Source organism: Nostoc sp., assembly GCF_036917515.1.
GTDB lineage: Bacteria > Cyanobacteriota > Cyanobacteriia > Cyanobacteriales > Nostocaceae > Nostoc.
Genome location: NZ_JBALDE010000043.1, coordinates 18,435 through 43,268, shown reverse-complemented (window position 1 = coordinate 43,268; position 24,834 = coordinate 18,435). Strand labels below are relative to the sequence as shown.

General features: G+C 41.5%; 25 protein-coding genes and 2 pseudogenes. 8 read left to right on the top strand and 19 right to left on the bottom strand.

All coding sequences use genetic code 11. From position 1 onward, the window contains the following. Nucleotides 1–49 precede the first annotated feature (49 nt). From V7K89_RS05255 to V7K89_RS05220, 9 genes and pseudogenes are all read right to left on the bottom strand, one after another. The gene (locus V7K89_RS05255) at nucleotides 50–1,348 is read right to left on the bottom strand and encodes a M16 family metallopeptidase (protein WP_335184998.1); all 1,299 of its coding nucleotides are present in this window, start codon (nucleotides 1,346–1,348) and stop codon (nucleotides 50–52) included. Between the two features lie 76 nt (nucleotides 1,349–1,424). Continuing rightward, nucleotides 1,425–1,600 (bottom strand): annotated as a pseudogene (locus V7K89_RS05250) (Uma2 family endonuclease); the annotation flags it as partial. Nucleotides 1,601–1,651: 51 nt separating this feature from the next. Continuing rightward, the gene (locus V7K89_RS05245) at nucleotides 1,652–1,897 is read right to left on the bottom strand and encodes a BrnA antitoxin family protein (RefSeq protein WP_335184997.1); all 246 of its coding nucleotides are present in this window, start codon (nucleotides 1,895–1,897) and stop codon (nucleotides 1,652–1,654) included. 127 nt (nucleotides 1,898–2,024) lie between these two features. Then, nucleotides 2,025–2,156, bottom strand: coding sequence for a BrnT family toxin (locus V7K89_RS35775; protein ID WP_442941588.1), 132 nt, complete (start codon nucleotides 2,154–2,156; stop codon nucleotides 2,025–2,027). A gap of 187 nt (nucleotides 2,157–2,343) precedes the next feature. After that, entirely contained in the window at nucleotides 2,344–3,879 is a 1,536-nt protein-coding gene (locus V7K89_RS05240; RefSeq protein WP_335184995.1) for a trehalase family glycosidase, read from the bottom strand. A gap of 471 nt (nucleotides 3,880–4,350) precedes the next feature. Continuing rightward, on the bottom strand, nucleotides 4,351–7,170 hold the full coding sequence (treY, locus tag V7K89_RS05235; protein ID WP_335184993.1) for a malto-oligosyltrehalose synthase: 2,820 nt from the start codon (nucleotides 7,168–7,170) through the stop codon (nucleotides 4,351–4,353). A 421-nt stretch (nucleotides 7,171–7,591) separates the two neighbouring features. Further along, complete coding sequence (treZ, locus tag V7K89_RS05230) at nucleotides 7,592–9,439, bottom strand: malto-oligosyltrehalose trehalohydrolase (RefSeq protein ID WP_335184992.1); 1,848 nt, start codon at nucleotides 9,437–9,439, stop codon at nucleotides 7,592–7,594. A 266-nt stretch (nucleotides 9,440–9,705) separates the two neighbouring features. Further along, nucleotides 9,706–10,113 carry a thiol-disulfide oxidoreductase DCC family protein gene (locus V7K89_RS05225; protein WP_335184991.1) on the bottom strand — a complete coding sequence of 136 codons (408 nt, stop codon included), beginning with the start codon at nucleotides 10,111–10,113 and terminating at the stop codon, nucleotides 9,706–9,708. Nucleotides 10,114–10,303: 190 nt separating this feature from the next. Next, complete coding sequence (locus V7K89_RS05220; protein ID WP_335184989.1) at nucleotides 10,304–10,450, bottom strand: hypothetical protein; 147 nt, start codon at nucleotides 10,448–10,450, stop codon at nucleotides 10,304–10,306. Between the two features lie 145 nt (nucleotides 10,451–10,595). Here V7K89_RS05220 and V7K89_RS05215 point away from each other — a divergent pair, with 145 nt between their 5' ends. From V7K89_RS05215 to V7K89_RS05205, 3 genes are all read left to right on the top strand, one after another. Continuing rightward, a complete protein-coding gene (locus V7K89_RS05215) occupies nucleotides 10,596–11,645 on the top strand; it encodes an aldo/keto reductase (protein WP_335184987.1) in 1,050 nt (349 codons plus the stop codon). Nucleotides 11,646–11,759: 114 nt separating this feature from the next. Beyond that, nucleotides 11,760–12,332, top strand: coding sequence for a DNA starvation/stationary phase protection protein Dps (dps, locus tag V7K89_RS05210; protein ID WP_335184985.1), 573 nt, complete (start codon nucleotides 11,760–11,762; stop codon nucleotides 12,330–12,332). 645 nt (nucleotides 12,333–12,977) lie between these two features. Further along, entirely contained in the window at nucleotides 12,978–13,694 is a 717-nt protein-coding gene (locus tag V7K89_RS05205; protein WP_335184983.1) for a pirin family protein, read from the top strand. Nucleotides 13,695–13,869: 175 nt separating this feature from the next. Here V7K89_RS05205 and V7K89_RS05200 read toward each other — a convergent pair whose 3' ends face one another. Together V7K89_RS05200 and V7K89_RS05195 are read right to left on the bottom strand one after the other, a co-directional pair. Beyond that, on the bottom strand, nucleotides 13,870–15,363 hold the full coding sequence (locus V7K89_RS05200; RefSeq protein ID WP_335184981.1) for a helix-turn-helix domain-containing protein: 1,494 nt from the start codon (nucleotides 15,361–15,363) through the stop codon (nucleotides 13,870–13,872). A gap of 262 nt (nucleotides 15,364–15,625) precedes the next feature. Further along, nucleotides 15,626–15,844, bottom strand: a complete 219-nt coding sequence (locus V7K89_RS05195; protein ID WP_335184979.1) for a hypothetical protein — start codon at nucleotides 15,842–15,844, stop codon at nucleotides 15,626–15,628. Nucleotides 15,845–16,345: 501 nt separating this feature from the next. On the opposite strand from V7K89_RS05195, the gene V7K89_RS05190 reads away from it, so the two are divergent. Together V7K89_RS05190 and V7K89_RS05185 are read left to right on the top strand one after the other, a co-directional pair. Further along, nucleotides 16,346–17,050: a mobilization protein gene (locus V7K89_RS05190; protein WP_335184978.1), complete on the top strand. Its 705-nt coding sequence runs from the start codon at nucleotides 16,346–16,348 to the stop codon at nucleotides 17,048–17,050. Nucleotides 17,051–17,197: 147 nt separating this feature from the next. After that, complete coding sequence (locus V7K89_RS05185) at nucleotides 17,198–17,920, top strand: class I SAM-dependent methyltransferase (RefSeq protein WP_335184976.1); 723 nt, start codon at nucleotides 17,198–17,200, stop codon at nucleotides 17,918–17,920. An 8-nt stretch (nucleotides 17,921–17,928) separates the two neighbouring features. Here the strand turns inward: V7K89_RS05185 and V7K89_RS05180 are convergent, their stop codons facing one another. From V7K89_RS05180 to V7K89_RS05170, 3 genes are all read right to left on the bottom strand, one after another. Then, on the bottom strand, nucleotides 17,929–18,357 hold the full coding sequence (locus V7K89_RS05180) for a YidH family protein (RefSeq protein ID WP_335184974.1): 429 nt from the start codon (nucleotides 18,355–18,357) through the stop codon (nucleotides 17,929–17,931). 391 nt (nucleotides 18,358–18,748) lie between these two features. Continuing rightward, nucleotides 18,749–19,405 carry a hypothetical protein gene (locus V7K89_RS05175; protein WP_335184972.1) on the bottom strand — a complete coding sequence of 219 codons (657 nt, stop codon included), beginning with the start codon at nucleotides 19,403–19,405 and terminating at the stop codon, nucleotides 18,749–18,751. Between the two features lie 61 nt (nucleotides 19,406–19,466). Next, the gene (locus V7K89_RS05170) at nucleotides 19,467–20,177 is read right to left on the bottom strand and encodes a cadmium resistance transporter (RefSeq protein ID WP_335184970.1); all 711 of its coding nucleotides are present in this window, start codon (nucleotides 20,175–20,177) and stop codon (nucleotides 19,467–19,469) included. Between the two features lie 221 nt (nucleotides 20,178–20,398). Between V7K89_RS05170 and V7K89_RS05165 the strand changes: the two genes are divergently transcribed. Continuing rightward, nucleotides 20,399–21,385: a LysR substrate-binding domain-containing protein gene (locus V7K89_RS05165; RefSeq protein ID WP_335184968.1), complete on the top strand. Its 987-nt coding sequence runs from the start codon at nucleotides 20,399–20,401 to the stop codon at nucleotides 21,383–21,385. A gap of 84 nt (nucleotides 21,386–21,469) precedes the next feature. On the opposite strand, the gene V7K89_RS05160 is transcribed toward V7K89_RS05165, so the two are convergent. From V7K89_RS05160 to V7K89_RS05145, 4 genes and pseudogenes are all read right to left on the bottom strand, one after another. Then, nucleotides 21,470–21,838: a pentapeptide repeat-containing protein gene (locus V7K89_RS05160; protein ID WP_322727597.1), complete on the bottom strand. Its 369-nt coding sequence runs from the start codon at nucleotides 21,836–21,838 to the stop codon at nucleotides 21,470–21,472. After that, complete coding sequence (locus tag V7K89_RS05155; protein ID WP_335185029.1) at nucleotides 21,828–22,142, bottom strand: hypothetical protein; 315 nt, start codon at nucleotides 22,140–22,142, stop codon at nucleotides 21,828–21,830. Before V7K89_RS05155 ends, V7K89_RS05160 begins: the two co-directional genes overlap by 11 nt. A gap of 185 nt (nucleotides 22,143–22,327) precedes the next feature. Then, nucleotides 22,328–22,858 carry a hypothetical protein gene (locus V7K89_RS05150; RefSeq protein WP_335184966.1) on the bottom strand — a complete coding sequence of 177 codons (531 nt, stop codon included), beginning with the start codon at nucleotides 22,856–22,858 and terminating at the stop codon, nucleotides 22,328–22,330. Nucleotides 22,859–22,979: 121 nt separating this feature from the next. Then, nucleotides 22,980–23,078, bottom strand: a pseudogene (locus V7K89_RS05145) (DNA-binding response regulator); the annotation flags it as partial. Between the two features lie 160 nt (nucleotides 23,079–23,238). Between V7K89_RS05145 and V7K89_RS05140 the strand changes: the two are divergent. After that, on the top strand, nucleotides 23,239–23,364 hold the full coding sequence (locus tag V7K89_RS05140; RefSeq protein ID WP_335184964.1) for a hypothetical protein: 126 nt from the start codon (nucleotides 23,239–23,241) through the stop codon (nucleotides 23,362–23,364). Between the two features lie 127 nt (nucleotides 23,365–23,491). On the opposite strand, the gene V7K89_RS05135 is transcribed toward V7K89_RS05140, so the two are convergent. Continuing rightward, nucleotides 23,492–23,626 carry a hypothetical protein gene (locus V7K89_RS05135; RefSeq protein WP_335184962.1) on the bottom strand — a complete coding sequence of 45 codons (135 nt, stop codon included), beginning with the start codon at nucleotides 23,624–23,626 and terminating at the stop codon, nucleotides 23,492–23,494. 222 nt (nucleotides 23,627–23,848) lie between these two features. Here V7K89_RS05135 and V7K89_RS05130 point away from each other — a divergent pair, with 222 nt between their 5' ends. Beyond that, nucleotides 23,849–24,826, top strand: coding sequence for an ABC transporter substrate-binding protein (locus V7K89_RS05130; RefSeq protein ID WP_335184960.1), 978 nt, complete (start codon nucleotides 23,849–23,851; stop codon nucleotides 24,824–24,826). Nucleotides 24,827–24,834: the final 8 nt, after the last annotated feature.

Sequence of the window (24,834 nt, the reverse complement as noted above, 5' to 3'; positions counted from 1 at the left end):
GATTATGTTCCTCTTTCACATGCCCAATATCCCATTCACAATTTTTAATTTACGGCTTGACGAAAACTACACCATAAGCATCTGGAGATAGATATTCTTTGGCTGCTTGCATCAAGTCTGTTGCATCTTGGCTCTGAATGATCGCTGGGTAGTTAAAGGCGGGTTCCAAGTCTCCTACCAAAGATTGATAATAACCATACAACCCAGAGCGATCGCTTGGTGTTTCGTTACCAAATATAAATCTGTTAGCGACTCGCCGCTGCACACGAGCTATTTCTGATTCTGTTACCAACTCTGTTTGTATTTTGCCAATGTGTTGAGCGATCGCATCCTCTACAACTGGTAAATTTTCCACTGCACATTTAGCTGAAATATAAAATATCCCTTGTAGCTTGTTGCTCATGTTGCTCACAGAAATTGAAGAAACTAATCCCCGTTCTTCCCGTAAATCCCTCACTAGTCTTGATGTCCGTCCGTGTCCCAAAATTCCGGCTAAAACATCCAATCCATAGGTGCGATCTAACTGGGTCATTCCTGGAACCCGCCAAACCATCACTAGCCTTGCTTGTTGGAGACTTTCATCGATAAATTCTCGACGGACGATTTCTGTAAATGCTGATTCAGGATTCAGTGGGGAGTGGACACAGATGCGATTCATCGCGTCTGTTCTGGGGAGTGGGGAGCAGGGAATAGCTTTTGTAAATCCTTCCGCAACTGTTGCAATTAATTCTTCCACAGGCAAATTGCCCACAGCCACGGCAGTAATTGACTGCGGTTGATACCAATTAGTATGAAAATCTCGCATCTGCTGGGGTTTAAGTCCAGCAATCACCGATTCTGATCCCAATACTGCACGGCGATAGGGTAGACGATCAAAAGCTGTCTCCATCGCCCGCCGATATGTACGCCGCTGAGGATTATCCTCTGAACGCCTAATTTCTTCTAAAACTACCAATCGCTCACGTTCAAAGGCATCATCAGGAATACTCGCATTCGATACTACATCTATTTGTAGTGGCGCAAGCTTGGCAAAATCTTTTGGTGCAGTAGTTATATAGTAATGAGTATAGTCTTGGCTAGTAGCGGCATTGGTGACAGCACCCCGTTCTTCAATTCGACGTTCAAATTCGCCACTAGCCAGTCGTTCTGTTCCTTTAAAAATCATGTGTTCTAAAAAGTGAGCCATGCCGTTAATAGCATCAGATTCTACAGCAGAGCCAACTTTTATCCATAAGTTGAGGTTTACGGCTTCAACTGGCATTTGCTCGGCAATGATTGTCAAACCATTGGGCAACTGATGAAGCGTCGGAGCATTGAGAAGGGGAAATTTCTGCAGGGTTGAGGTCATTGCTACTTGTGTGTGAGGAGCATGTTACTCTCTTATCTTATCTGCGACTGTAAAATAAGCACTGTGATCGCTTTCCCTGACAATCAATTTCTACATTCAGTTTTCGCCCAATCAATGCAGATACTTGCTCGTGTGGCCCAGTTGGTTCCATGTCAATATTAATTCACCATCAATTATTTCATCGCGATCGCACTCACCATAATGGCTAATAAATTCATCAACGGTTAGAACTTTTGGAGCTGATTGAACCATTGTGATTATTCCTCATGATTTGGTACAAGCCAGTAAGGTAAGGTGTTATGGCTATGAATTCTGCTCAATATAAGAGCAAAGAGCGGAGTTAATTAGAGATTCGTAGTCTTTTCCTTTGCTTTTAAACCAATCTAGAATATCTCGATCTAGTTGAATTAATGTGGCTTTTTGGCTAACAGGTTTTACTATTTTAGCTTTTTCCCAGAATTGTCGATCTAATTCAGGAATATCTGAAGTATCAATCGCTGTATCAGGGATATTTTCGAGTTTTTTAAGTCGATTGGGCGAGATACTCATAGTAGGTTTTCCTTTCTTTGGGGGTGGCTTTTCGGGCAGAGATTAATCGAATTTTGCTGTTTTTGTCTGTATGGGCGACGGTAATAATTACAACGCCTTGGATTGAGCCAATACTAATTTATCGAATTTATTCATAGTTATACCGTTCATTAATTGAGGTGAAAACAACACCGTCAAATATTTCTGTAGCCTCTTCAAAATTAATGCCATGTTTATAGATATTTTGTTTGTTTTTGTTTTTGTCCCATTCAAATTTCATTCAACTAATACATAATTAATATAAGTAAGTTGGCACAATAAAACCAAATTATATGAAGAAAGATAAACTAGACTAAAACCCTCTTCCCTCCTGCCTTATCCCAACAACAAATTTTTACGCTGACCTGCTTAGAGTCAAGTGTAAAAAATTAAGATCAAGGCATGAGGAAAAACTCACGCCTTTTTATTTAAACTTTTTTCTGTGCGGCTATTAGGAGTTCCAGAATAGCTCCATTTGTCCAGCCGAAACCAACTTCGTTGGAACTATATCCAAAGCAGATTTCGTCGGAAACATTGGCAGAACAGCGCTCAACATCATATTTCTCAACTAGGGTATTGTGACGCTCGAATTCTTTAACTACCATAGCGAGAAATTTATTGGCAATGCGATCGCCCTCTGCATGAAACCCATAGCGGCGAAGTCCCTGGACGGCAACTAATGTCAATGGTGCCCAGCCAAAGGGAGCATCCCATTGGTTGCCAGTGACACGAGTACTAGTAAAAATTCCACCTGGGGCTTCAAACAAGGAGAGATTTTTGACAACGCGTTTGGCTTGAGTTGGAGAAGCAATTCCCAACCAGAGAGGATAGAACGTGGTAGCAAATTCGTAGCGGCGGCGTTTTCCGCTCTGGAAGTGGTAGTCGAAATATAATCCTTGTTCTTCATCCCAGAGAAATTGATCGATGCGATCGCGGCGGATATCTGCGCGATTGCTCCATTTTTGTTCCAATTGTTCGTTCCCCAGAATATGCTTAATTTGCGCCATGTCTTGTTCAACCTGATACAGCAAACTGTTGAGGCACACAGGAGCGTAGTGGAGGATATCAGCACTGAAAGGGCCAAATCGGTTGGTGATATCAAAACCAGACTCGCGCATGGTGCGATCGCTTTTGTAAAATAGGTTGGTCAGTTGGTCAGTTTCCTGGTTGTAATAAAGACTAACGTCATAATCCTCAACTTCAAAAGTTTTATAGAACTCCTTAACGCGATCGTAGTGGCTTTTTCCCTGTTCATCCCGCTCGGAGAACACAACTTCTGGCGCGGGTCCTTCCCCAAAGGCATAAAATCTAGATAAGCCGGTTGCAGCATTCAAATGGGGCGGAACTACCCAATAATAGTAAAATTGCTCTAGCAGCGGTACGATTGACTTTAACCACTCTTTATCCTGGGTGTGCTCGAATAATGCCAAAACCATCATGCTGAGAACAGGAGGCTGCGATCGCGACAGCATATAAGTCCGGTTGGAATTGAGGATGATGCCGTAATTCTGGATCTGATACAGCAGTTGGTCTACTTGGCTTTGCGCTAGTTCTAATTCCCCATCGTGCAAAAGTCCCAGTAATATAAAGTAGCTGTCCCAGCCATACATTTCATTAAAACGACCACCTGGTACGACATAAGGCCCTGGTAGGTACAACAATCCGTGATCTTTAATCGCCTCCACTTCACTTGGCAAAGTGCGAATTACCAAGCATTCCATATCCTTGGGAGATAGCGATCGCTCCAACACACTTTGAACTTTGGGAGAATCTTCTAAGGGGGAAATGTAGACAATCCAACAAGTATCTTTTTTGTGCTCTAGTTTGGTGTCCCTTGCAGATTGTAATAAGTGTTCATGCGAGCGCGTTAAGGTTTTCCACGTTTTTTTGATATGCGATCGCACGGCATCAATCTGCGTAGTAGTAAGTGCTGGTGGAGTGTCCGTGTAAGCTGGAGTAGTCATAATTCATCTCAAAATTCAAAATGGGGCTGGAGCGAGATTAAGGACCAGCAGCAGGGAATAGCGCTGTCAAGGTGATACCAATTCAAAATTCATGCATTAAGAAAGCCAGACAGAACAAAAATTTGGGAGTATGTATAGCCGTAGTCACACAGGTTGGGACATTTGGAAGGAGTGAATGCTAGAAGCTAATAGTTTTACCTCCTGCCTCCTGCTATATCTGTCGCATTCTTTTTTCAAATTGGTATGAGTTTGGATGAGATGAGACTGCAATTTCTATTTCATTACTAACTCAGAACTCGGAATTTTCAGAATTCTAAAAGGACAAGTAAAGATTTGAGTTGAACAAATATGAAATTCAATCTACATTTCACCTTGACACTGGCTAGATCAAAAAGCAAAAAAGCAAGGCAGAAGAGTTTTCCCCTCTGCCCTTTTTACTCTTACCCTCTACCTCTTTTGCCCCCATGCTTGTTAGTCACTGACTAACAGTGCAACTGGAAAATCGGTGAGGGCTGCTGCGATAGATAATGTTTCTGTAGCTTGTAGGGGTTGCTGAGTTAGGACGTTTTTCCAGGTTTGGGAAGTTCCAGAGGGTAATTGCAGATGCGTATCTTGCCAAACTGACTTGCCTAAAGGATTGTCTCCTGGCTGGATGAGGCTGGTTAAAAAGCGTGGCGCGATCGCGATCGCTGTTTGATTTCCCTCCCGCCGCGCAAAGGCGATAATGTGATTGGCATAGGTTCCCTGAACTTCTAACGGCAGATAGTCGCCATCCTGGAATAATGAGACATAGTTTGTTCTAGCTTGGAGTAATTGAGTCGTTAAAAACAGTTTGATTCTGCCGTCTGTTTTGTCGTTGAGTAACTCCTGAATTAATCCTAAAATGTCTGTTTTTGCCTGTTCGCGGATGGCGCTTAAGTAAGTACGTAGCTGTTCAAAATCTACGGGACGGCGATTGTCTGGATCGACTAGACTCAGTTCCCAAAGTTCCGTTCCCTGGTATAAATCGGGTACGCCGGGTGCGGTAATCTTCAGTAGAGTTTGGGAAAGAGAATTAAAGATCCCATAGTCTGCAATTCGCTGTTGAAAGGGACGAAAGGCTTCTAGAAATTCCCTAGAGATGGAAGGATCGAGTACTTTTTCAATAAAGGAAGTACAAGCTTCTTCATACTCATTGTCAGGTCGTAACCATGCAGTATGCACCTTTGCTTCTCGTATTGCCTTTATTATATATTCCTTTACCCGTTCCACGAAGGATTCATGTTCATGTTCCGCAAAAGGAAACGCCCCTATCAGGGTTTGATAGAGAAAATACTCATCGTTGCGATCGGGGATAGCGAAACCGTGACGTACACCGAAGATGTTTACAAAGCCGCCATCGCTACGATGTTCTCGATTTATGGCGCTCCAAGTATTTACCTGCTGATCCCATTCATCGGGGATTTCTGAGAGGACATTCAATCTGGCCCGGACATCTTCGCCGCGTTTGGTGTCGTGGGTGGCGGTGGTGTTCATTGTATGGGGCCAGGTTGCTTGGTGCTGTTGGTTAAAGGCATGAAATTTGGTTACTGGAATCCCAAAATGACCGGGATTACCCCCAACTTCATTCAACGATAGCAAGCGATTGTATACATATAATGTAGTGTCTTCTACGCCTTTTGCCATTAGCGGGCCGCTATATTGCTGCATTCGCAAAACAAAATATATCCATTGTTCGCGTTCTGTTTGAGTTAGAGAATTATCAAACTCTAGCAGCATTAACTTTTCAATAAAGGTCAGTTCGTGCTGTAACAGGGGCGTTTGCTCTTTAGCTTGGCTAATTACTTCTTGAATGGTAGCGCGATCGCTATCTCCAATCCCATCAGGCGTAATGTAAGTCCGGTAAATCGGGAACTGTGTCAAAACTTCAGCGATCGCTCTTTTTAATCCATTCAACGTAAAATCATTGCCATAGCGATATTTGCTGGAGATATTTTTTAACAAACTAGCCAGATTGTCAATATCACCTGCTAAATTCTTTTCCAGGATTAGCTGCTTTTTATCCCTCACTACTGAAGCATAATCTACTCGTGAACCAATAAAGTTTTGGTAAATTTTATCAAACTGCGATTCATTTTCTGTTTGACAGAATACGCCATTTACATAGTTCAAAAAGTCATATCCCGATGTACCTTCAATGTTCCAATTTTCCGGCAAATCTTCGGTGATTTCTAAAATCTTCTCAACAGTGATGTAAACATCACCCATTTTTTCTCGTAGCCTTTCGATATACTGGGTTGGGTTATAAAGTCCATCAATATGATCGATGCGTAAACCTGTAAACTTGCCTTCCTCAACCAGCTTTTGAATAAAGCTATGAGTATTATTAAAAACCCGCGCTTCTTCAACTTTAACGGAAATCAGTTCGTTGACAGTAAAGAAACGGCGGTAGTTCATTTCCTCTGCCCCAACCTTCCAAAAAGCAAGACGGTAAAATTGGTCATTGAGTAAATCATCTAGAAGGTTAAAGCTTTCGGAATTGCCCGGTTCTCCGTTAAAAGTTTGGATATTTTCGTCAAGAAACTCGCGGATGGTATCGTTTGTGGTGTAGAGTTCCCAAACCAATCCTTTAATAAATGCGATTTGGTCTTGTCGCTGTTTTCCCACAACTTCTGAGGGCACATTTTTAAGAATGTAGAGAATCCCCAATAGCTTAATAAAATCGGGATGATTGCGTCCCAGTGTGCGCGTGAGTCTACCCAAATTCTGAGTGATAACTTTTGTGTAAGACTCTAACCGCAACGGCAGTTTTAAGTCGTAATAGTTTACACTTAAACCGTTTTGTTCATATTGCAGTTGAATGTGTCCGTTTTCCAGGGATACACCATAAAAATCTCCCAGTAATGGCGCGAGAATTCGCTCTTGGCGATCGCCAAAGGGAGCATTCCAAGAAAGGTCGAAGTAGTCGGTATAGCTGGAATCGGGACCGTATTCCAAAATATCTATTAAATAAGGGTTTTCGCTGGTATAGGCCATGTGGTTGGGCACAATATCTTGTAACCACCCCATACCAAGAGATTGAATTTCATCAACTAATGCATCAAAAGATTCATTAGTTCCCAGTTCTGGATTAAGTTGAGTGGCATCTACTATATCGTAGCCGTGTGTACTCCCGGATCGCGCTTTGAAAATCGGGGAGGCATATAAATCAGAAACGCCCAAATCTGCTAGATAAGCTGCGATCGCTTTAGCGTTGTCAAAGCCAAACTGAGGTGTAAACTGAATTCGATAAGTGGCGGTAGGAATTCGCATGAGTTTGTTCTAATGAGAGATGGGGCGATAGATTCGGTTAAGATGTTTGTCTCTTGAAGATCCCCCCAACCCCCCGATAAAATGGGGGGGCTTTTTCCGATTACCCCCTTTTTAAGGGAGTCGCCGCAGGCGGGGGAATCTTACCTGAAATGCTTTCAGAGGTGGGGGGAGTTTGAGCCTTTTTACTCGAACGTTGAGCCTTTTTACTCGAACGTTGAGCCTTTTTGCTCGAACGTTGAGCCTTTTTGCTCGAACGTTGAGCCTTTTTGCTCGAACGTTGAGCCTTTTTGCTCGAACGTTGAGCCTTTTTGCTCGAACGTTGAGCCTTTTTACTCGAATGTTGAGCCTTTTTACTCGAACGTTGAGCCTTTTTACTCGAACGTTGAGGTTATCAGGGTAATTTAAGTTCTAACTTTCCCTTTCATCCTTTTTCATAGAGTACTAGACTAGTCGGTTGCAATTTCACTTCTTGGCTCACAGATAGATGTTCAGGAGCTTCAGAACCATGCCCAGACCATGAGGTATCAGCCGAGTCTAACAATTTATTAGCATTTTGCTCAAACGGCAAAGTCACTGTCACTGCCGATGAATTGAAATTCATCACAAATATGACTTCACTCGATTCGCACCAACGCCGCACGATTACCAAATCCTTCTCTTTATCGCTAGTCGCTTGGATGAAATTGCGGTCTTGATTCAAAAGGGCTGGATGCGTCTTCCGTAAATTAATTAACTGGCGATACCAATCCCAGAGAACTTTATGCTTACCTTCATTGCGTAATTCCCAGTTGAGTTTAGACTTTAGGAAAGTTTCTGCTGATTCTGGATCTGGCGGATCGTCTGCAAAGTGAAATGCTTCAAATTCTTGTTTGCGTCCGGCTCGAACTAATTGAATTAAATCAGGATCGGAGTGACTGACAAAGTAAATGAAGGGTGCAGTTTCACCGTATTCCTCTCCCATGAACAACAGAGGTAAATTGGGCGACAGCAGCACAGCCCCAGCGGCTAACTTTAATCCCTCAAAAGAGATGCGCTGGGTAAGGCGTTCTCCTTTCATTTGATTGCCGATTTGGTCGTGATTCTGAATGCAGATTGTAAACTGTGATAAAGGGCGATCGCGGCAAGATACACCATGAAATCGATTGCGGTGTGGTGCGTATTTCCAATCGTAGACAAAAGTATCTTCATAAGCTTTTGCTAGATCCGCAACCTGCCCAAAATCTTCATAATATCCTTGGCGATCGCCTGTCAAAAGTGCGTGCAATGCATGGTGGAAATCATCACTCCACTGAGCATCGAGTCCATATCCACCCAATTCTGCCGGACGAATTATTCGCGGATTATTCATATCACTTTCGGCAACTAGATGGCGTTTCCATCTTTGCCCTTGTTGTGAAAAATGATGAACTGCTTCTGACAATTCCCATAAAAAATGTTTAGCGCCCAAATCATAAATTGCTTGAATCGCATCCAGCCGCAATGCGTCAATGTGAAATTCACCCAACCAGTACAGCGCATTTTCGATAAAATAATTTCGCACACCCTGACTATGGGCGTCATCGAAATTCAGCGCTTCGCCCCACGGCGTTTTATAGGTTTGAGTAAAGTAGGGCGCGAACTGACTCATATAGTTGCCTTCCGGCCCAAAGTGGTTATACACCACATCCAGCACAACGGCGATATCATTTTGGTGGCAAGCATTTACCAGTTGCTTGAGTTCGGCTGGACTACCATAGGAATTTTGCACAGCATAAGGATAAACGCCATCATAACCCCAGTTACGATATGCCAGAGAGGCCTCAATATGAGTGTCTCCCGGAACCTGGGAAATGGGCATGATTTCAATGGCGTTAATTCCCAATTCTCTCAGCTCTGGTAAACGGGGAATGATCGCGGTGAAAGTTCCTTCCGGCGTGAATGTCCCAACATGGAGTTCATAGAAAATCATCGACTCTACAGGAACACCTGTCCAGCCTTCATCAGTCCACTCAAAATCATGATCGATAATTTGCGATGGTCCATGCACCCCTTCTGGTTGATACTGCGACGCCGGATCGGCAAAGGTGTCTTGGCCATTTAAGACATACTGATAAAGCGTTCCTGGATATACATCGCTGACTTTCGTGTGCCAGTATCCCTCAGACTGAGGCTTGAGGGGAATTAACTGCTGTTCTGGCGTCAAAATTTTTACCGTAACGCTATCTAATAGCGGAGACCAAACTGTGAATTCACACTCTCCGTTACCCAAGTAGTTTGCACCAATTTTCACGCAGTATCCTCCCGTCAGACTCTTTGTTGTGCCAAATTGTAGCGCGATCGCAATGTCATTGATTGCACAATGTTTACAAACACGCCAGATAGCATAATCGTTAGTCTACCAGACTTTTTGCTAGCATCTGGAGGCGGATTTTTTCGCAGAATAAATTCTGTCTAATGACAAATTTAGTTGTCAAGAAGACAGGAGGTAGGAATTTTGAAACTTACGCAGGTGGGTAAAGCCTGGTGTCGCTGCGGTTTTTAACTACATATTTAAACTTAAGTTGACTTGCAGCTACCATCCACACAATAAGATGATTCATACGTGTTAGAACGTTTACCAAAAATTGCGTAGCGGTTATCGCGGATTTGTTCGTAAAAGCGATCGCCTGCCCATTTCATCCCCGGTAATGCTCGATAAGCGTCTACAAATATACTTCCTGCTGGCAATAACCGCCCAATTTCTTCAGCGGCATTACTACCTTGCCAACGTCTTTGAGGTTCATTGCCATCAATTAAAATCATCCCCTGTTCGCAGTCTTGGGCTGTAATTCCCCACCGTAAAAGTGTCTGCTCATCTTGCATAGGACTGTAGCGAAACAGCTTTCCTTGGTCTAAGGTTTCTAGTGATCGCACTAGAGTAACGCAGAGATTGCAATTTCCATCGTAGATTACGTAGTAATTCATAAAAATAACTGCTCTTTAGCAATTGACTTGTCAGATGTGTCTAAAACACAACTTTGGTATTCTAGCTTAGAAAACTGTAGCGATTGCTCTTGCCTTACCGAATCCAGCAATATTAGAGAGGAAAACAATGGCAACATACCCTATTCTTAAATTTCTATATCAAAGAGCCATAACATGACTGTACAAAGGTTCACTCCGTTGATGTTGCCGTTGCTGTTCTACAAAAAGCGATCGCATTGGCAATGCAAGTCATTGCATTCACAATGTAAGTCATCGCATTCATAATGCAAGTCATCACATTCATAATGTAAGTCATTGCATTCACAATGTAAGTCATCGCATTCGCAATGCAAGTCATCGCATTTCAATAGCACGAAAATACAAATACTAAAGGGCTTGTCCTCAAACATCACCCTCAGTTTTTAGTTATCATGCCTTTGGAATAGTATTTGCTTAATTTTTTCATTAATCAGAAAATATTCATGAAATACAAACTCTTGGGCAAAAGCGGATTAAGAGTCTCTGAACTCTCCTTGGGAACCATGACCTTTGGTGAAGATTGGGGTTGGGGTGCATCTGCTGACGAAAGTCGGAAAATTTTTGATAGCTATGCAGAAGCAGGGGGAAATTTCATTGACACCGCCAACGGTTACACCGATGGTAGTAGTGAAAAAATTGTCGGTGAGTTGATTGCTAAAGAACGGGAACGTTTTGTAGTTGCGACAAAATATTCCTTTCCATTGCAGATGAATAACAAGAAGGGCGACCCGAACGCTAGTGGAAACCATCGCAAGAATTTAATTCAATCTTTGGAAGGTAGCCTCAAACGGCTAAATACTGATTACATTGATTTATTCTGGTTGCACGCTTGGGATTTTACAACACCGATTGAAGAAGTTTTGCGATCGCTTGATGATGTAGTCCGTCAAGGTAAAGTACTTTACATCGGCATTTCTGACACACCCGCTTGGATTGTTTCCCAAGCAAATACTATCGCCCATTATCAAGGATGGACGCAGTTTATCGCCCTGCAAATTGAGTATAGTTTGATTCAGCGCACACCGGAGCGGGATTTGATCCCGATGGCAAAAGCTTTGGATTTGGCAGTAACGCCGTGGTCGCCTTTGGGTGGTGGAGTGCTGACAGGAAAGTATAACAAACCCAGTCAAGAAGGCGGCGAACAAGGGCGAGTAGTGAGTTTAGGGGGAGAAGTTTCCCAAAAGAATTTAGCGATCGCGCAAGTTGTCAGTGAAGTTGCGGCAGAAATTGGCCATACACCTTCACAGGTAGCATTAGCTTGGTTACGCGCTCAAAGTGGTGTGATTATTCCGATTGTTGGGGCACGTAAGCTAACACAGTTTCAAGATAACTTAGCTTCTTTAGATGTCAGCCTCTCGCCAGAACATCTGCAACGATTAAATGAAGTGAGTCAAATCGAACTGGGTTTTCCCCATGACTTTTTGCAGAATAATGATATCCGCGATCGGCTTTTCGGTGGTACATTCAATACCATAGAAAACCATCATATCTGACCAAAAGTCATAAACAGTAACACATTCAGCCGTTAATATAATCTGTCGTCAGAGAGTTTCGCACAGCCAACCAAAATCTGTAAGGTTAGATGCAAAAGGCATTAACGTAGAACTATGAGCGACAATACTATTACATCACGTTTGTACCCCACTCGTATTGACATTCCGGCTGAAGCGCGAGTGCAAATCGTGGTACTTCTCAACCAAAGCTTGGCAGCCACTTCGGATCTAAAAACCCAAGCAAAGCAAGCGCACTGGAATGTAAAAGGAACTGACTTCTATCAGCTACACCTCTTATTTGATGAAATTGCTGGAGAATTGGAAGAGTTCATCGATTTGATAGCTGAACGTGTCACAGCTTTAGGCGGATATGCTTTCGGAACAGTTCGCGCCGCAGCTAGTAATTCGATCCTGCCAGAATACCCCTTAGATATTTTGGATGGCAAAGATCATGTGACAGCCTTGGCAGATCGCTTTGCATCCTATGCTAAACATCTTCGGCAAGCGATCGATAAAACTGATGAATTAGGCGATCTCGATACTGCTGACCTTTACACCGAAATTTCTCGCACCATTGACAAACGACTCTGGTTCTTAGAAGCTCATCTGCAAGTAGCAGAAATTAAGGCAGAGAATGGCAAAGCGGGTATTACTCAGACTCAAAAGATACCTGCTAGTGTAAATTAAGCACTTTTGAGAAACACTTGATTTACTAATAGGGTGCATTAGACTTTAGTTTAATGCACCCTATTGTAACGTTATCTTGATGTGAGTTCGACAAAACTCTCTACCTAGAACCAAAGTTCAAAACTATCCCTCTCCAAGTCGAAGAGGGATAGTTTTACGTAATAAAACTTAGACCTCTTGCACAAATGCAAAATTTGCTCTCATCTCCTAACCCCTTCTGCCAAAATTGAGAGAAGGAGAGCTAAATTCAAAGTCCCTCTCCCAAGTTTGGGAGAGGGATTTAGGGTGAGGGCTTTTGATTCATGCAAGAAGTCTATTGATTTGGCTAATTAGACAGACATTATTATATGAGTCGTCAAATTCACGTTACCTCGATCGGATTTTTGATATGTTTCTAACACACCTTAGCAGTTAATCTTGTTGTGCAAAAATTTGAATCGCAGTAATTTAGTTTTGCAAAAGTGTATTTTATTCAATCAAAAATATCTGTTAAATTTCATAGTATCTTTTTGGTAAGTACGCCACTTTTAAGTGCGTACTTTTCATTTTATATGTATATACTTTATTATTTAAATAGTTACAAATTAGATCTAATCAATCAGAACTCTAAATTCTTCTAAAAACAATTAACAACGAGGTAAATTTATGTCTCAAAATACAATTACCCACTTAATTCACGATCGCAATTCCCGTGGTCACGTTAATATGGGCTGGCTCGATACTTATCACACATTTTCCTTCGGTAGTTTTTACGATCCTAACCGGATGGGATTTCGCTCTCTGCGGGTGATTAACGACGATCGCGGGGCCCCTGGTGCTGGATTCCCTATGCACGGTCATCGCGATATGGAAATCCTCACTTATGTCTTAGAAGGTGCAGTAGAGCATAAAGATAGCTTAGGTACTGGCTCGATAATTCATCCCGGTGATGTACAGATTATGAGTGCTGGTACTGGAATCAGCCACAGCGAATTTAATCCTTCGCCAACTGAACCACTACACTTGCTGCAAATCTGGATTCTTCCCGATCAACAAGGATTGACACCAAGATATGAACAAAAAACTTTTCCTCTAGAAGAAAAGCGCGGCAAACTCCGCTTAATTGCTGCTAAAGATGGGCGTGATGGTGCTGTGACAATTCACCAAGATGTTGAGTTATACACATCTGTTTTAGAGGATGGTGATGTTGTTAATTATCAAGTCAAACCTGGTCGATATGCCTGGTTACAAGTAGCGCAAGGCATAGTCAATTTAAATGGTGAAGAACTCAGAGCCGGTGATGGTGTACAAATCAACGGCGAAGAACAGCTAGAAATTAGCACTAACATCGGCGGCGAAATCTTGCTTTTCGATTTAGGCTAATATTGCAGCCAAAAGGGCGGTTAGAAACCGCATCTAAACAAACAAAACCTGCTTTTACAGGTTATAACAAGGGGCTTAAGCCCCTTGTTTTGTCTTATATAATATCCGCATAATTATAGCAATTTGAAAAAAGAATGCGACAATACTACAACTTACGCATTGTCAAAAAACTAGTCTAACTAAACGAGTTTCTAAATTTGAGTGGCGAGATGCTTGTCTTATTCTTAAATAATTTATTAAACGACTGCGGATGTTCAAAACCGAGCTGATACGCTATTTCGCTGACTGAAAGCGATGTTGTGGATAACGCTTCTTTGGCTTTTTCAATTAATTTATTGTGGATATGCTGTTGGGCGTTTTGTCCCGTCAGCGTTCTTAACATATCGCTTAAATAATTCGGCGATACGTTTAATTTATCGGCAATATATTTGACGGTTGGAATTCCCGATTGTAATTCATTTTGTCTGTCAAAATACTCGTTTAATAAATCTTCCAGTTTCACCAGCAAATCACTACTCGCTTTTTTACGGGTGATAAATTGCCGATTATAAAATCTGTTTGAATAATTAAGCAGTAATTCAAGTTGTGAAACAATTATATCCTGACTAAAGTTATCAATATTGGAACGATATTCCTGCTCCATATTTTCGATAATATCGTTTATGATTGCTTCTTCTTTTTCCGAGAGGTGCAAAGCTTCATTAACCGAATAGTTGAAATACTGGTATCGCTTGATCGTTTTGGCTAGCGATGTATTCCATAAAAAGTCGGGATGGATTAGTAGTGACCATCCCCTACGCTTTGATGCTGCATCTTTATCAATTTCCACACCCAATATTGGTCTATGGCGGAAATAGTCTTCATACAATCTGCCGCCACGCCTAGCAGCATTCATTTCCGTAAAACCCTGTGCAGTTTGCGGGTTCATTCCTGATTCCAATAGACCATTTAAAAATTGTTCGTCAGAAATTTCCAGCCATTTCAGATCAGAATTTCCGATGGCTTCGCCCAGAATTTCGGCGATTTCGTTTGGCGAAACTTCATCGCTTGCAATATAACGAATTTCTTTACCATTAAAAGGTTTTTCAATTTCTTCGGCAATCACGGCAGCAATATCTAAAGGGGAGACCCATGGTTCTTTTTCATCGCCGCGATAGTTGCCGATGATCGCGCCTTGTGATTTGATGGTTTGGATAAAGGTATACATGTAAGTGTAAAAACCAACTGGGCGCACGAATTTAATAAAGACTTCTTCCGGCAGCTCTGTTAAAATATTTTCGACATTGTAATGAAACTGGAGCAAGCCAACTCCTTTGTCAGCACCGATGCTGCTCAGATGCACGACACGTTTCACGCCCGATTGTTCAATGGCTTGTTTGTAGTTTTTGCCAATCTCGGTGATAGCCGCGATCGCATCAACATTCGGGTCGAAGAAAGCATCGGGGGCAAGCGATTCCATCACATAAACGACATCTGCGCCTTTAAAAGTCGCTGATAGAAAGCCAGCGTCTTCCATTGTGCCAATAGCAGCTTTTGCACCTAGAGCTTCAATATCTTTGTGCCTTTCAGCTTTGCTGCTGATAACCGTCACCTGATGCCCTTTTTTCACTAACTCTTGTGTCAGTGGTTTACTAATATTTCCTAAAGAACCTGTCACTATAACTTTCATCAATATCTACTCACAAACTATTTCTAAATTGAAATTTGAATTTCTCTATTTATGGTAGATAATTTTTTATTTTTAAAGTTAGCCAAATCATCGGTAATTGTATCCAAAATGTGGAATTTTCTGACGTGACAAAACTAAATAGTTGCAATCATGGCGATGCCTGCGGTGGTCATTGAGCTTTGTCGTACCACTTCCCTGCGGGACGCTACACGAACGTGGAAGCAAGCTAGCAAGAGCATCTTGTAGAGAAGTGTGGGCTATGTCAACGCATTTGTTGATTTGGCGATCGCATTTGTTGATTTAGCGATCGCATTTGTTGATTTGGCGAACGCATTTGTTGATTTAGCGATCGCATTTGTTGATTTAGCGATCGCATTTGTTGATTTGGCGATCGCATTTGTTGATTTAGCGATCGCATTTGTTGATTTGGCGAACGCATTTGTTGATTTGGCGAACGCATTTGTTGATTTGGCGAACGCATTTGTTAATTTGGCGAACGCATTTGTTAATTTGGCGTGGACATAACGCACCCTACTGGCGTGTCATTACTCAAATGTTGCAATAAATTTTCTTGTGGGATGGGTGTCCTCACCCGTCCAAGCGGGCAAGATGCCTACCCCACAAAAGCTAAATTTTATGCACCATTTTAGCCAATACGCGCTGCTACGAAACTACTATTGAAACCTATGCTGGTCATACTTGTGTGTACACTATAGGCTTGCGGGGAACTTGGGGCAGAGAGAGAGACGAAGCGTAGCTTTAGCTCTTTGGGGTTCTTCGGGTTTGATAAGTAATCAACCGGACATGATATTAGTCCGCGCAGACGGACTTTACCTGTGTAAAATGAGACTGTTGGAAAACAATATCCAAATCACGGTTATACTTTCTCATAAAACCACCAAAATACTTGGGGGCAATGGCCAAAAAGTTCCTAGTTTGGGAAAGATGTATCAGACTTTTATAACTATTAGAGGTGGCTGTAATGCCGACGATTCATTTTGTGGATGGTGAAAAAGGCGGGGTAGGAAAGTCTCTCTTTGCCAGGACAATGATTCAGTATTGTCTGGATAAAAGAATCCCATTTATACCAGTAGAGACAGATAGATCGAATCCAGATGTAGCAGGGGTATATAAGGAGATATGTAAATATGCTGTGTTTAGTGAGAATGAACGACAGGCAAATAAGGCAGATAGAATATTTGAGTGGGCGATAGAGAAGCCAGTAATTGTGAATTTAGCCGCACAATCGCATAGAGCAGTACAAGAGTGGATTGAATCTAATCAATTACTTGAACTAGGAAGTTCGCAAGGAGTGATATTTTGCAAATGGTTTGTATCGACAGGAGGATACGACAGCATCAACCTATTTACTCAGTCAGTGAATACTTACGGTGAGAAAATCCCTCATATTCTAGTGAGGAATTTAGGGCTGTGTGATGATTGGGAGCATTTAGACTTAGACTCCAACTATCAAAACATAGTCAATAAATATCACATAAAAGTTATAGATTTTCCGAAGTTAGCATACAGAGAAAGAAACATAATTGACCAAAATCGCCTGACGTTTGCAGAGGCTAGAGAGTATAAAGAATTTGGAATAATTGGGAAACAGAGAATAGTGAATTTTCTCAAGCTTGCTTATGGTGGTTTTGAGAAAGTAGGTATCTGGTATGAAAAAGTTGAGTAGCAGCCATTAGTCATTAGTCATTAGTACCAATGATTTCAGACAAACCTTAGCAGAAGATTGGATGGGGTGCGATGGCGTAGCCACCCGCCGTAAGCGATCGCTTTGCGAATTTGACTACAATCCTTAAAAAGAGTAGCAAAAACTTAAATGTCTAAAAAGCCCGATTCGCAGTTCCAAAATCTCTTTAGTTCACCCAAATCAACAAACTGGGATGAAAGATTAGCTCAAATAGCTTATCGCTTTAACCGAGAATATCAACGTGAAACCTTTGAACTTCCAGCAGAAGTACAAGCAATGCCGATATTCGGCGAGTGGATTGCTGGAAGTTTCTCAGGGAGAATTGCTTCCCCTTTTTGGGAAATTGCTAAACCTCAAAAAAACCAACACTGCATAGATATTGGCTGTGGGATCAGTTTTTTGATCTATCCTTGGCGGGATTGGCAAGCATTTTTTCATGGACAAGAAATCAGTAATGTGGCACGCGATACCCTGAATTCTCGCGGCCCACAGTTGAATTCTAAGCTGTTCAAAGGTGTTGAGTTGGGAGCAGCTCATCAGTTAAACTACCCATCAGAGCAGTTTGATATTGCGATCGCCACAGGATTTAGCTGCTATTTTCCCCTCGAATATTGGGATGCTGTACTAGCAGAAGTCAAGCGGGTATTAAAACCAGGTGGACATTTTGTATTTGACGTTCTTAATCCAGAACAGCCTTTAGCAGAAGATTGGGCAGTTCTGGAAACCTATTTAGGGGCTGAGGTGTTTTTAGAACCTTTGGCTAAGTGGGAAAAAACGATTAAGGCCGCTGGTGCTAAAGTTGTAACCCATAAATCAGGGGAATTATTCGAGTTGTATAAGGTGCGATTTTAAAAATATTATTACTCAGGGATAAGTGGACTCATTGGATCTAAAGAAGTTGTAAAAACAAAATAGATTACCCCAGCGCCGAGAATCATCACGGCGAGACTGAACAGTAACACCCATCGGTCAGTTGGTTCGTAAGTATCTTCTTCAATATCACGACGGACAGCAAAATAGTGTCCTGTTGAGAGCCACACCGTGATTAAACCCACCAGTGAGAAGACTAAACCTAACTTCCAGCCGTTACCAGGACGAGGTACCAAAGGTACTTGGAAGGCACGCAAACGCACGATGACCACACCAAAACCTAAAAGAGCGATCCCTGTCCGCATCCAAGCGAGGTAAGTACGCTCATTTGCCAAGTGATCTCGAATTCTGGACGGATTCAGTCGTCCTGGCTTTTTTTTATCTTGATCTTCTTCTGTAGGTTTCAATTTTAACTGCATTAATAACACCCTTATCCCCAAAGCAGCTTCTATCAAAAAAATGCGCAGGTAATAGGAAATCTCTTTCCAGATAACTTGCACCCAGCGCAATAGTTGCGCTACTGAAATATGCTTGTTGTGATTGTACATTTTTCCAAAATTTATTTTAATGCAGATATCGAAATAAAACAAGTCTGACCAAATAATTCGGAACTGATAATTAATGTTATGGAGCAACTATAAGTAATAAGATTCATAAAGAAAACAGCCAAGATCAGAGAGATTTTTCGCCAGCTTGTGTCCTGTTTTCTCTGAAATTGGCTGTTACCCTGTTGATATTTAGAACAATTTATAAACAGTTATAAGTCTAAATTATTACCATACACTTAGTAACTGTTTAACGTTCAATGATTTAAGACTTCATAATAGGCGCATTGGGAACCCGTGTATCTATTATAGCCTGTGATACATTCGGAATAAACCAGTTAACTTCGTTAGCTTTGACAATTTGAGCATTAGGAATGTTAATTTCAATTGCAGCAGTATCTGGATTAGTTTTAATTGCTAACTTACTACCATCAGGTATCTTAATAGCCACTGCCTCTGGAAATTCTTGAGCTTGTCCGTCTGCGGTTAAACCTGTAATTGTGGCATCATTTGGCAAATATAAGCCATCACAATCCCAGTTATTTTTAGTGGACTGACCATCAGCTAGAAAATATAGACCGTTCTCGTACATAGCATCGTCATCCTCTTCCTCATTTGGTCTTTTGCCATATACTGCTATGGTGTTACCTGTTTTGTTTTCGCATTGACCCCAATTGATTCCTGTCTCTAAAGCATATTTTTGGAATGTTAACTCATCGATTTTCTGCTGAATTTTCTCTGGTGTGACACCTTCTACTTGAGTTTGGGCTTCTTTTGCTTGAGTCAGTTTATCAAGCGTTTTCGTGACTTCGATGTAATCAGGGTTTTTGCTAAATTTTGGTTTATCAGCAAAAGAAGGTTGAGCAAAGGCGAAATTAGCAACAATCATTAAGATAATTAGCAGAGATTTCCAGATTTTCATGTTTTGATTCCTATTGATGGGTTAAGATATTTTGCTGTTAGAAATTCATAATCACTTCTTTTTAGACAATTAGTTTTTCTTGTTCTTCACTCGACGGTTGAGTATTGAAACCTAAAATTAATGAGAATATATAACTAAAAATTACAGATAAAAGAGTCCAAGTAACATTTTCTGAAACAATAAACACGCCCAAACCAATCAAGACACAAGGTACAAAAGTCTTGCCATTTTCAGTTAAAAAGTTGGCGATCGCAGGCAAGTAGGTTAATTTGTAAGCGGTATAACACCATACACCAACTAGGGTAAAAAATACACTTAGTATTACCAGTAGATTATCTAATTCTGAGTTGGCAAACAGGGGCACATAAACGCTGATATTGTCGCTACCATTGGCAAAGGCGATCGCAGCGACATTGCAAGTTTGCGGAGAGAGAAAATTGCTAACTATAGAGGGACAAGACGGCTCAGTTTCTTCTTCAGCTTCTTCAGATGAATCCTCTTCGCGTTTTAGTAAACTGCTTATGCCAATAATCATTGGTATAAAACCAAGTAGTCTAATCCAGTCCTGCGGTATAATTAGTCCACCTAAGAAACCAGGAAGGCTAGCAACGATCAATGCTGCAAAACCGAGATACTGACCAGCAAGGATGTGACGACTGCGAAACGTTGTACTTATTTGTGAAAAAAACAACGTCAAAATGACAATATCATCAATGTTGGTAGCAGTGAATGCGGTAATCGCTGTGGTAATTGCAGTTACTAAATCGTTCATTTATAAATGTCCTTGTGTTCATGCTTGGGAATTGGGCATGGGGCATTGGTTCTCCCTCTGCTTCCCCTGCTTCTTCCGTTCTCTACTTGGCCGTTTGATTCTGTGCCGAAGCTTTGATTTATACTTTAATCAAACTAACCGATAGAATCAAATGCTTTTATTTGTCAAAATGATAAATGAAAGTGATTAAAATTTGACACTAAGTCTTAGGGATACGATAAATGGCAGGAATGACGCTTGAGCAGCTAAAAATCTTTCTAGCTGTGGCGCAGAACTTACACTTTACTCGCGCAGCAGAGGAGCTTTATATTACACAACCTGCTGTCAGTGCAGCAATCCACAACCTAGAGCAAGAATACGGAGTAAAACTATTCCATCGGATTGGTCGCCATATCGAGATTGCTGAAGCGGGTAAATTACTGCAAGTGGAAGCGCAAAAAATTCTCGATCAAGTTTCCTTGACAGAAAGGGGATTGCGAGAATTGAACAATCTGCAACGAGGTGAATTAAAATTAGGGTCGAGTCTAACAATTGGCAACTACTGGCTACCAAGTAAGATTAGTGAGTTTAAGAGCCAATATCCTGGTATCCAGATTGACTGTACCCTTGCAAATGCAGAAACAATTTGTGTCGGGACAGCGATGGGACAGTTTGATTTAGGTTTGGTGGAAGGAGATGTGAAGCCAGCGCTTCAGAATACTCTAGAGTACGAAATAGTGGGGAGCGATCGCTTGCAAATTGTGGTTGGTCAAAAACACCCTTGGTTTGAGTGGGGAGAAATTGACTTAAGCCAGCTAACTCAAACTCCTTGGGTGATGCGGGTGCGGGAATCTGGAACACAGCAAAGATTTGAGGAAGCGTTACAAAATTGGGGTATCAACCTCAGCGAACTGAATGTAATTTTAGTGTTCGCCAGTGGTGAGATGGCAAAAGCCGCGATTGAAAATGGTGTAGGTGCAACTGGAATTTCTGAGTTGATGGTAAAAAAAGAAATCCAGTTGGGGACTCTGCGGGCAATTCAAGTTATTGATAATAGAGAAGGCAACAGTGCGATGCCTACAGCAGGCTACGCCTACGCAGAAATAGTTCGACCTTTTTTCAAAATCAAACATCGTCAGCGTTTTCAAACTGCTCTTTCCAAAGTCTTTGAACAAATTTTGATATCGTCTATGTTAGATGGCTTACATCAACATGTGTCAGTTATTTAAAGGGAATTGGGGATTGAAAAGAGGTAGGGGGAAAAACTTACTGCAACTGCCCCCTGCTCCCCTGCCCTCTGCCCTCAATCCTCTTCACACCTTCTGCATATTTCTACTGATGGGGTCAAAACCTCTAGAAAAGCGCGTGCTTTCATCGTAGTAAGCACCAGTCAGATTCGCTCCATACAACTTGGCATAGTTGAGTTTTGCTCCTCGGAGATTTGCTTCATTCAAATTGGCACCACTCAAATTAGCTCTGGTCAAATTCGCTTTGGCTAAGTTAGTTCTACTCAAATCTGCTCCCCAGAGTTTAGCTTTAGCTAGGTTAACTCCACTTAAGTCAGATCCCCATAAATTAATTCCAGGCAAATCGGCTCCAATCAGCTTGTCCCTACTCAAGTTGACGGCTGGAAAATATCTTTCCCCTGCGGCAAAACGCCTTTTTAATTCTTCAGCATTCATGCGTCGCGTTGACCTTTCTTAGCAATACAGAAGTTATTTGTTGCCACTCCTGGCTTAGTTCTCCTGAAAATGCTGGCTGACCACTGCGTTGATACCAGTAATGGGCATTTTTCAAATCGCCTTCTTTGCGGTGCAGGTAAGCGTGAACCCAGGCACTGTCAGCATCGCTGGCATCTGTAACTAATTCATGAGCTTTGTTCCAATCACCTTTTTCGGCATACCACATTGCTTGCAGCCCTTTTGATAGTGTCTCAGGACATGGGCGCTGCTTTTCCATTAATCGCAGGAATTCCTCTATATTCACGATCGCCACCTAATAAAAATCATACTTCTATCTCTAAGATACTCCTCAATCCTAGGAGAGAATGGGGATTGGGGGAGATGAGGGAGTGGAAAAGCAGGGGAGCAGGGGAGTAAGCGAGCAGAGGAGAAGTGCAGTAAGTTTTACCCCTCTGCCCCTGTACCTCTTGTGCCCAATGCCCTTCATCTTTATTTAACTGGAATAACTTCAAACTGGAAAGTACCGATCAAACGGTCATCAATATAGACTTCTATTTTATGCTTACCAACTGGATCGCCAGGGGCGATTGTCCAAAAATTCTCAATCACACCTTCTGGAGCCGACTGTGTGCGCCGTGTTACAGATGTCTTACCGTCTGCTGATATTGAGAAATCTTCACCATTATCTGTACCCCAAGTTTCTGGAGGTTTTGGTAAATGCAAGACTTCACGCCATTTCACTTCACCTTGGTAGTTTTTAAGTTTAATCCGCCATCCGTAGGTGTTTCCTTCCTGAAGTGGCACTCTTGTTGTCTGGAAAATAGAAACATTTCCTTTGGAGTCAACTCTCTTGAGTCCAAATTCGGTATTACTGACAGTAATCTGTTTTACATTCGTTGGTGCAGGAGATGATATGGCATTTTCTACCAAAACAGAAGTAGCGTTAATTGGCTCAGAACCGACGATCCCAGATATTAGCCAAAAAGCAGCTAGCACAGCAGTAGTAGTCCAAATTCTCATGAGTATGGTTTTCCTGTCAGACTTTTGGTACTTATTCAAGTAATCTGCCATGTTTTCCGGGTCAAGGTTAGCGATGGTTAGACAAAGACGAAATTGCTTTGATAAATTTGACGGATTTAATCAACCCACTGACTTTGGTCAACATCCAATCTAAAATTAGTAAATCATAGTCTTTGCAAAAGGCAAACCATTGCACTGTCGTTTCTCCATCTGCGTAGGCTAGCAAGAACCGTAGGTATCGCATTTACTGCATAGCCATTCTTTACCGTCTTATACTACAAGGCACTTCACGAACAAGACAGTGTGGCATGGATATAGTATTCTAAATTCTGAATTCTGACTCCTTCTTTATATCTTCCTTTTCTAATCACACTTTGCACATGAGATACCAAGTTGGCGGTAGCCTCTACAGTGACGATCCCACTTATGTTGTGCGTCAAGTAGACGAAAAACTTCATAACAGTCTCAAAGATAGTGATTTTTGCTACCTCTTAAACTCTCAGTAAATGGGTAAATCATCCCTACTACAGCGAATAAGTTATTGTCTCAAGTTAGAAAGCTATAAATGTGTTTACTTAGATATTGTTTGAAAAGGGTTGACTTGAGCCTCAAGTATGACTCAGGGGCGCGATCTCAAATCCCAAAACTCCGATTCTCTTGTAGCAGTTTCTTGGTAGCCAGGGTAGTGAAACACACGCTTGAGGACTTTTCAAACATCCTCTTAATATAACGAGCGATCGCTCTGTTTGCAATTACAGCCTTTTTCATTGATTTGAACCATAATTCCTTGTTAAAGCTGCTGCAAAACAATAGTGAATAAAATTTTAAGCCGCTCTTGCGGTCAGAATTTCTAAATCTTGATGCAATTCCAACAACCAAAACTCCTTTAGTACAATCTCCAACAAAATTTACACGGCAATTTCAATTGGAACAATTAGTTTATTTAGCTGAATCTTTTATTAACAATAATTAAAAAATTTCAAATATTCTATGCTTAAACTACTCAGATACATTAGTATTTTCCTGATTACTGCCTTTTTACTACTTGCTTGTAATACTTCAGTACCAACTGAAGTAAAACGCCCTCCATTGAAAGTGACATTTGCATCTTTTGTTGGAGAGCTTCCAGGCATCATTGCTCGAGAAAAAGGATTCTTCAAAGCCCAAGGGGTAGAAGTGGAACTAATTCATAAACAATACACCCAATTGGAACAAGCAAACTTTAATGCGGGTAAGTATGATGGTATTACATCGTCCTTGGGAAATTTTATAATTTGGAGTGCCACAAATCCAGATATACAAAGCGTGATCGTTATAGACGAATCAATAGGAGCAGATGTGGTAGTCGCCCAATCACAAATTAAAACCGTTGCTGACTTGAAAGGCAAAAAGCTGGGTACAAATCTAGGCGGTTTTAGCGAAGTTTTCGTGACTGAAATGCTGAAAACTGCCAACTTAACTAGTGATGATGTGAACTTAGTTCAATTAGAAGCTTCAGAAATTCCTCAACGCCTGAAAAATAATACAATTCAAGCCGGACAAACTTGGCAACCCTATCTATCTGAAGCAATGAAATTAGGAGGAAATATTTTATTTACTAGCAAACAAACCCCTGGCTTGATTTTAGATTTGATTATCTTTAGGGGTGAGACAATTCGCGATCGCCCCGAAGACATTCGTGGATTTGTGCGAGGATGGCTGCAAGCCTCGACCTACTGGAAAGCAAATGTTGAGGAAGGAAAAGCTATCATCAGCAAAGCGTTAAAAATTCCGATCAATACTCTCTCTCTAGAGGGAATAAACCTAACTGATTTAGGTGAAAATCAAAAATATTTTCAATCTAGCAACCCTAACTCCATTTACAAAACTGCCGAGATATATACAGACTTTTTTATTCGCTCTGGAAATATAAATCGCATTCCTAAATTAAAAAGTTTGTTTAATTCTTCCTTCATAAATCCCCCGTAGTTTGAAGC

Coding starts and splice junctions, on each gene's coding strand:
- V7K89_RS05220 (WP_335184989.1), bottom strand. CDS start 10,450: ATGACTTACATTGTGAATGCAATGACTTACATTATGAATGTGATGACT.
- V7K89_RS05150 (WP_335184966.1), bottom strand. CDS start 22,858: ATGAGAATTTGGACTACTACTGCTGTGCTAGCTGCTTTTTGGCTAATA.
- V7K89_RS05225 (WP_335184991.1), bottom strand. CDS start 10,113: ATGAATTACTACGTAATCTACGATGGAAATTGCAATCTCTGCGTTACT.
- V7K89_RS05170 (WP_335184970.1), bottom strand. CDS start 20,177: ATGAACGATTTAGTAACTGCAATTACCACAGCGATTACCGCATTCACT.
- treY (WP_335184993.1), bottom strand. CDS start 7,170: ATGCGAATTCCTACCGCCACTTATCGAATTCAGTTTACACCTCAGTTT.
- V7K89_RS05240 (WP_335184995.1), bottom strand. CDS start 3,879: ATGACTACTCCAGCTTACACGGACACTCCACCAGCACTTACTACTACG.
- V7K89_RS05215 (WP_335184987.1), top strand. CDS start 10,596: ATGAAATACAAACTCTTGGGCAAAAGCGGATTAAGAGTCTCTGAACTC.
- V7K89_RS05180 (WP_335184974.1), bottom strand. CDS start 18,357: ATGCAGTTAAAATTGAAACCTACAGAAGAAGATCAAGATAAAAAAAAG.
- V7K89_RS05195 (WP_335184979.1), bottom strand. CDS start 15,844: ATGCGTTCGCCAAATCAACAAATGCGTTCGCCAAATCAACAAATGCGT.
- V7K89_RS05245 (WP_335184997.1), bottom strand. CDS start 1,897: ATGAGTATCTCGCCCAATCGACTTAAAAAACTCGAAAATATCCCTGAT.
- dps (WP_335184985.1), top strand. CDS start 11,760: ATGAGCGACAATACTATTACATCACGTTTGTACCCCACTCGTATTGAC.
- V7K89_RS05190 (WP_335184978.1), top strand. CDS start 16,346: ATGCCGACGATTCATTTTGTGGATGGTGAAAAAGGCGGGGTAGGAAAG.
- V7K89_RS05175 (WP_335184972.1), bottom strand. CDS start 19,405: ATGAAAATCTGGAAATCTCTGCTAATTATCTTAATGATTGTTGCTAAT.
- V7K89_RS05135 (WP_335184962.1), bottom strand. CDS start 23,626: ATGAAAAAGGCTGTAATTGCAAACAGAGCGATCGCTCGTTATATTAAG.
- V7K89_RS05130 (WP_335184960.1), top strand. CDS start 23,849: ATGCTTAAACTACTCAGATACATTAGTATTTTCCTGATTACTGCCTTT.
- V7K89_RS05255 (WP_335184998.1), bottom strand. CDS start 1,348: ATGACCTCAACCCTGCAGAAATTTCCCCTTCTCAATGCTCCGACGCTT.
- V7K89_RS05205 (WP_335184983.1), top strand. CDS start 12,978: ATGTCTCAAAATACAATTACCCACTTAATTCACGATCGCAATTCCCGT.
- V7K89_RS05185 (WP_335184976.1), top strand. CDS start 17,198: ATGTCTAAAAAGCCCGATTCGCAGTTCCAAAATCTCTTTAGTTCACCC.
- V7K89_RS05160 (WP_322727597.1), bottom strand. CDS start 21,838: ATGAATGCTGAAGAATTAAAAAGGCGTTTTGCCGCAGGGGAAAGATAT.
- V7K89_RS05165 (WP_335184968.1), top strand. CDS start 20,399: ATGGCAGGAATGACGCTTGAGCAGCTAAAAATCTTTCTAGCTGTGGCG.
- V7K89_RS35775 (WP_442941588.1), bottom strand. CDS start 2,156: ATGAAATTTGAATGGGACAAAAACAAAAACAAACAAAATATCTATAAA.
- V7K89_RS05140 (WP_335184964.1), top strand. CDS start 23,239: ATGAGATACCAAGTTGGCGGTAGCCTCTACAGTGACGATCCCACTTAT.
- V7K89_RS05200 (WP_335184981.1), bottom strand. CDS start 15,363: ATGAAAGTTATAGTGACAGGTTCTTTAGGAAATATTAGTAAACCACTG.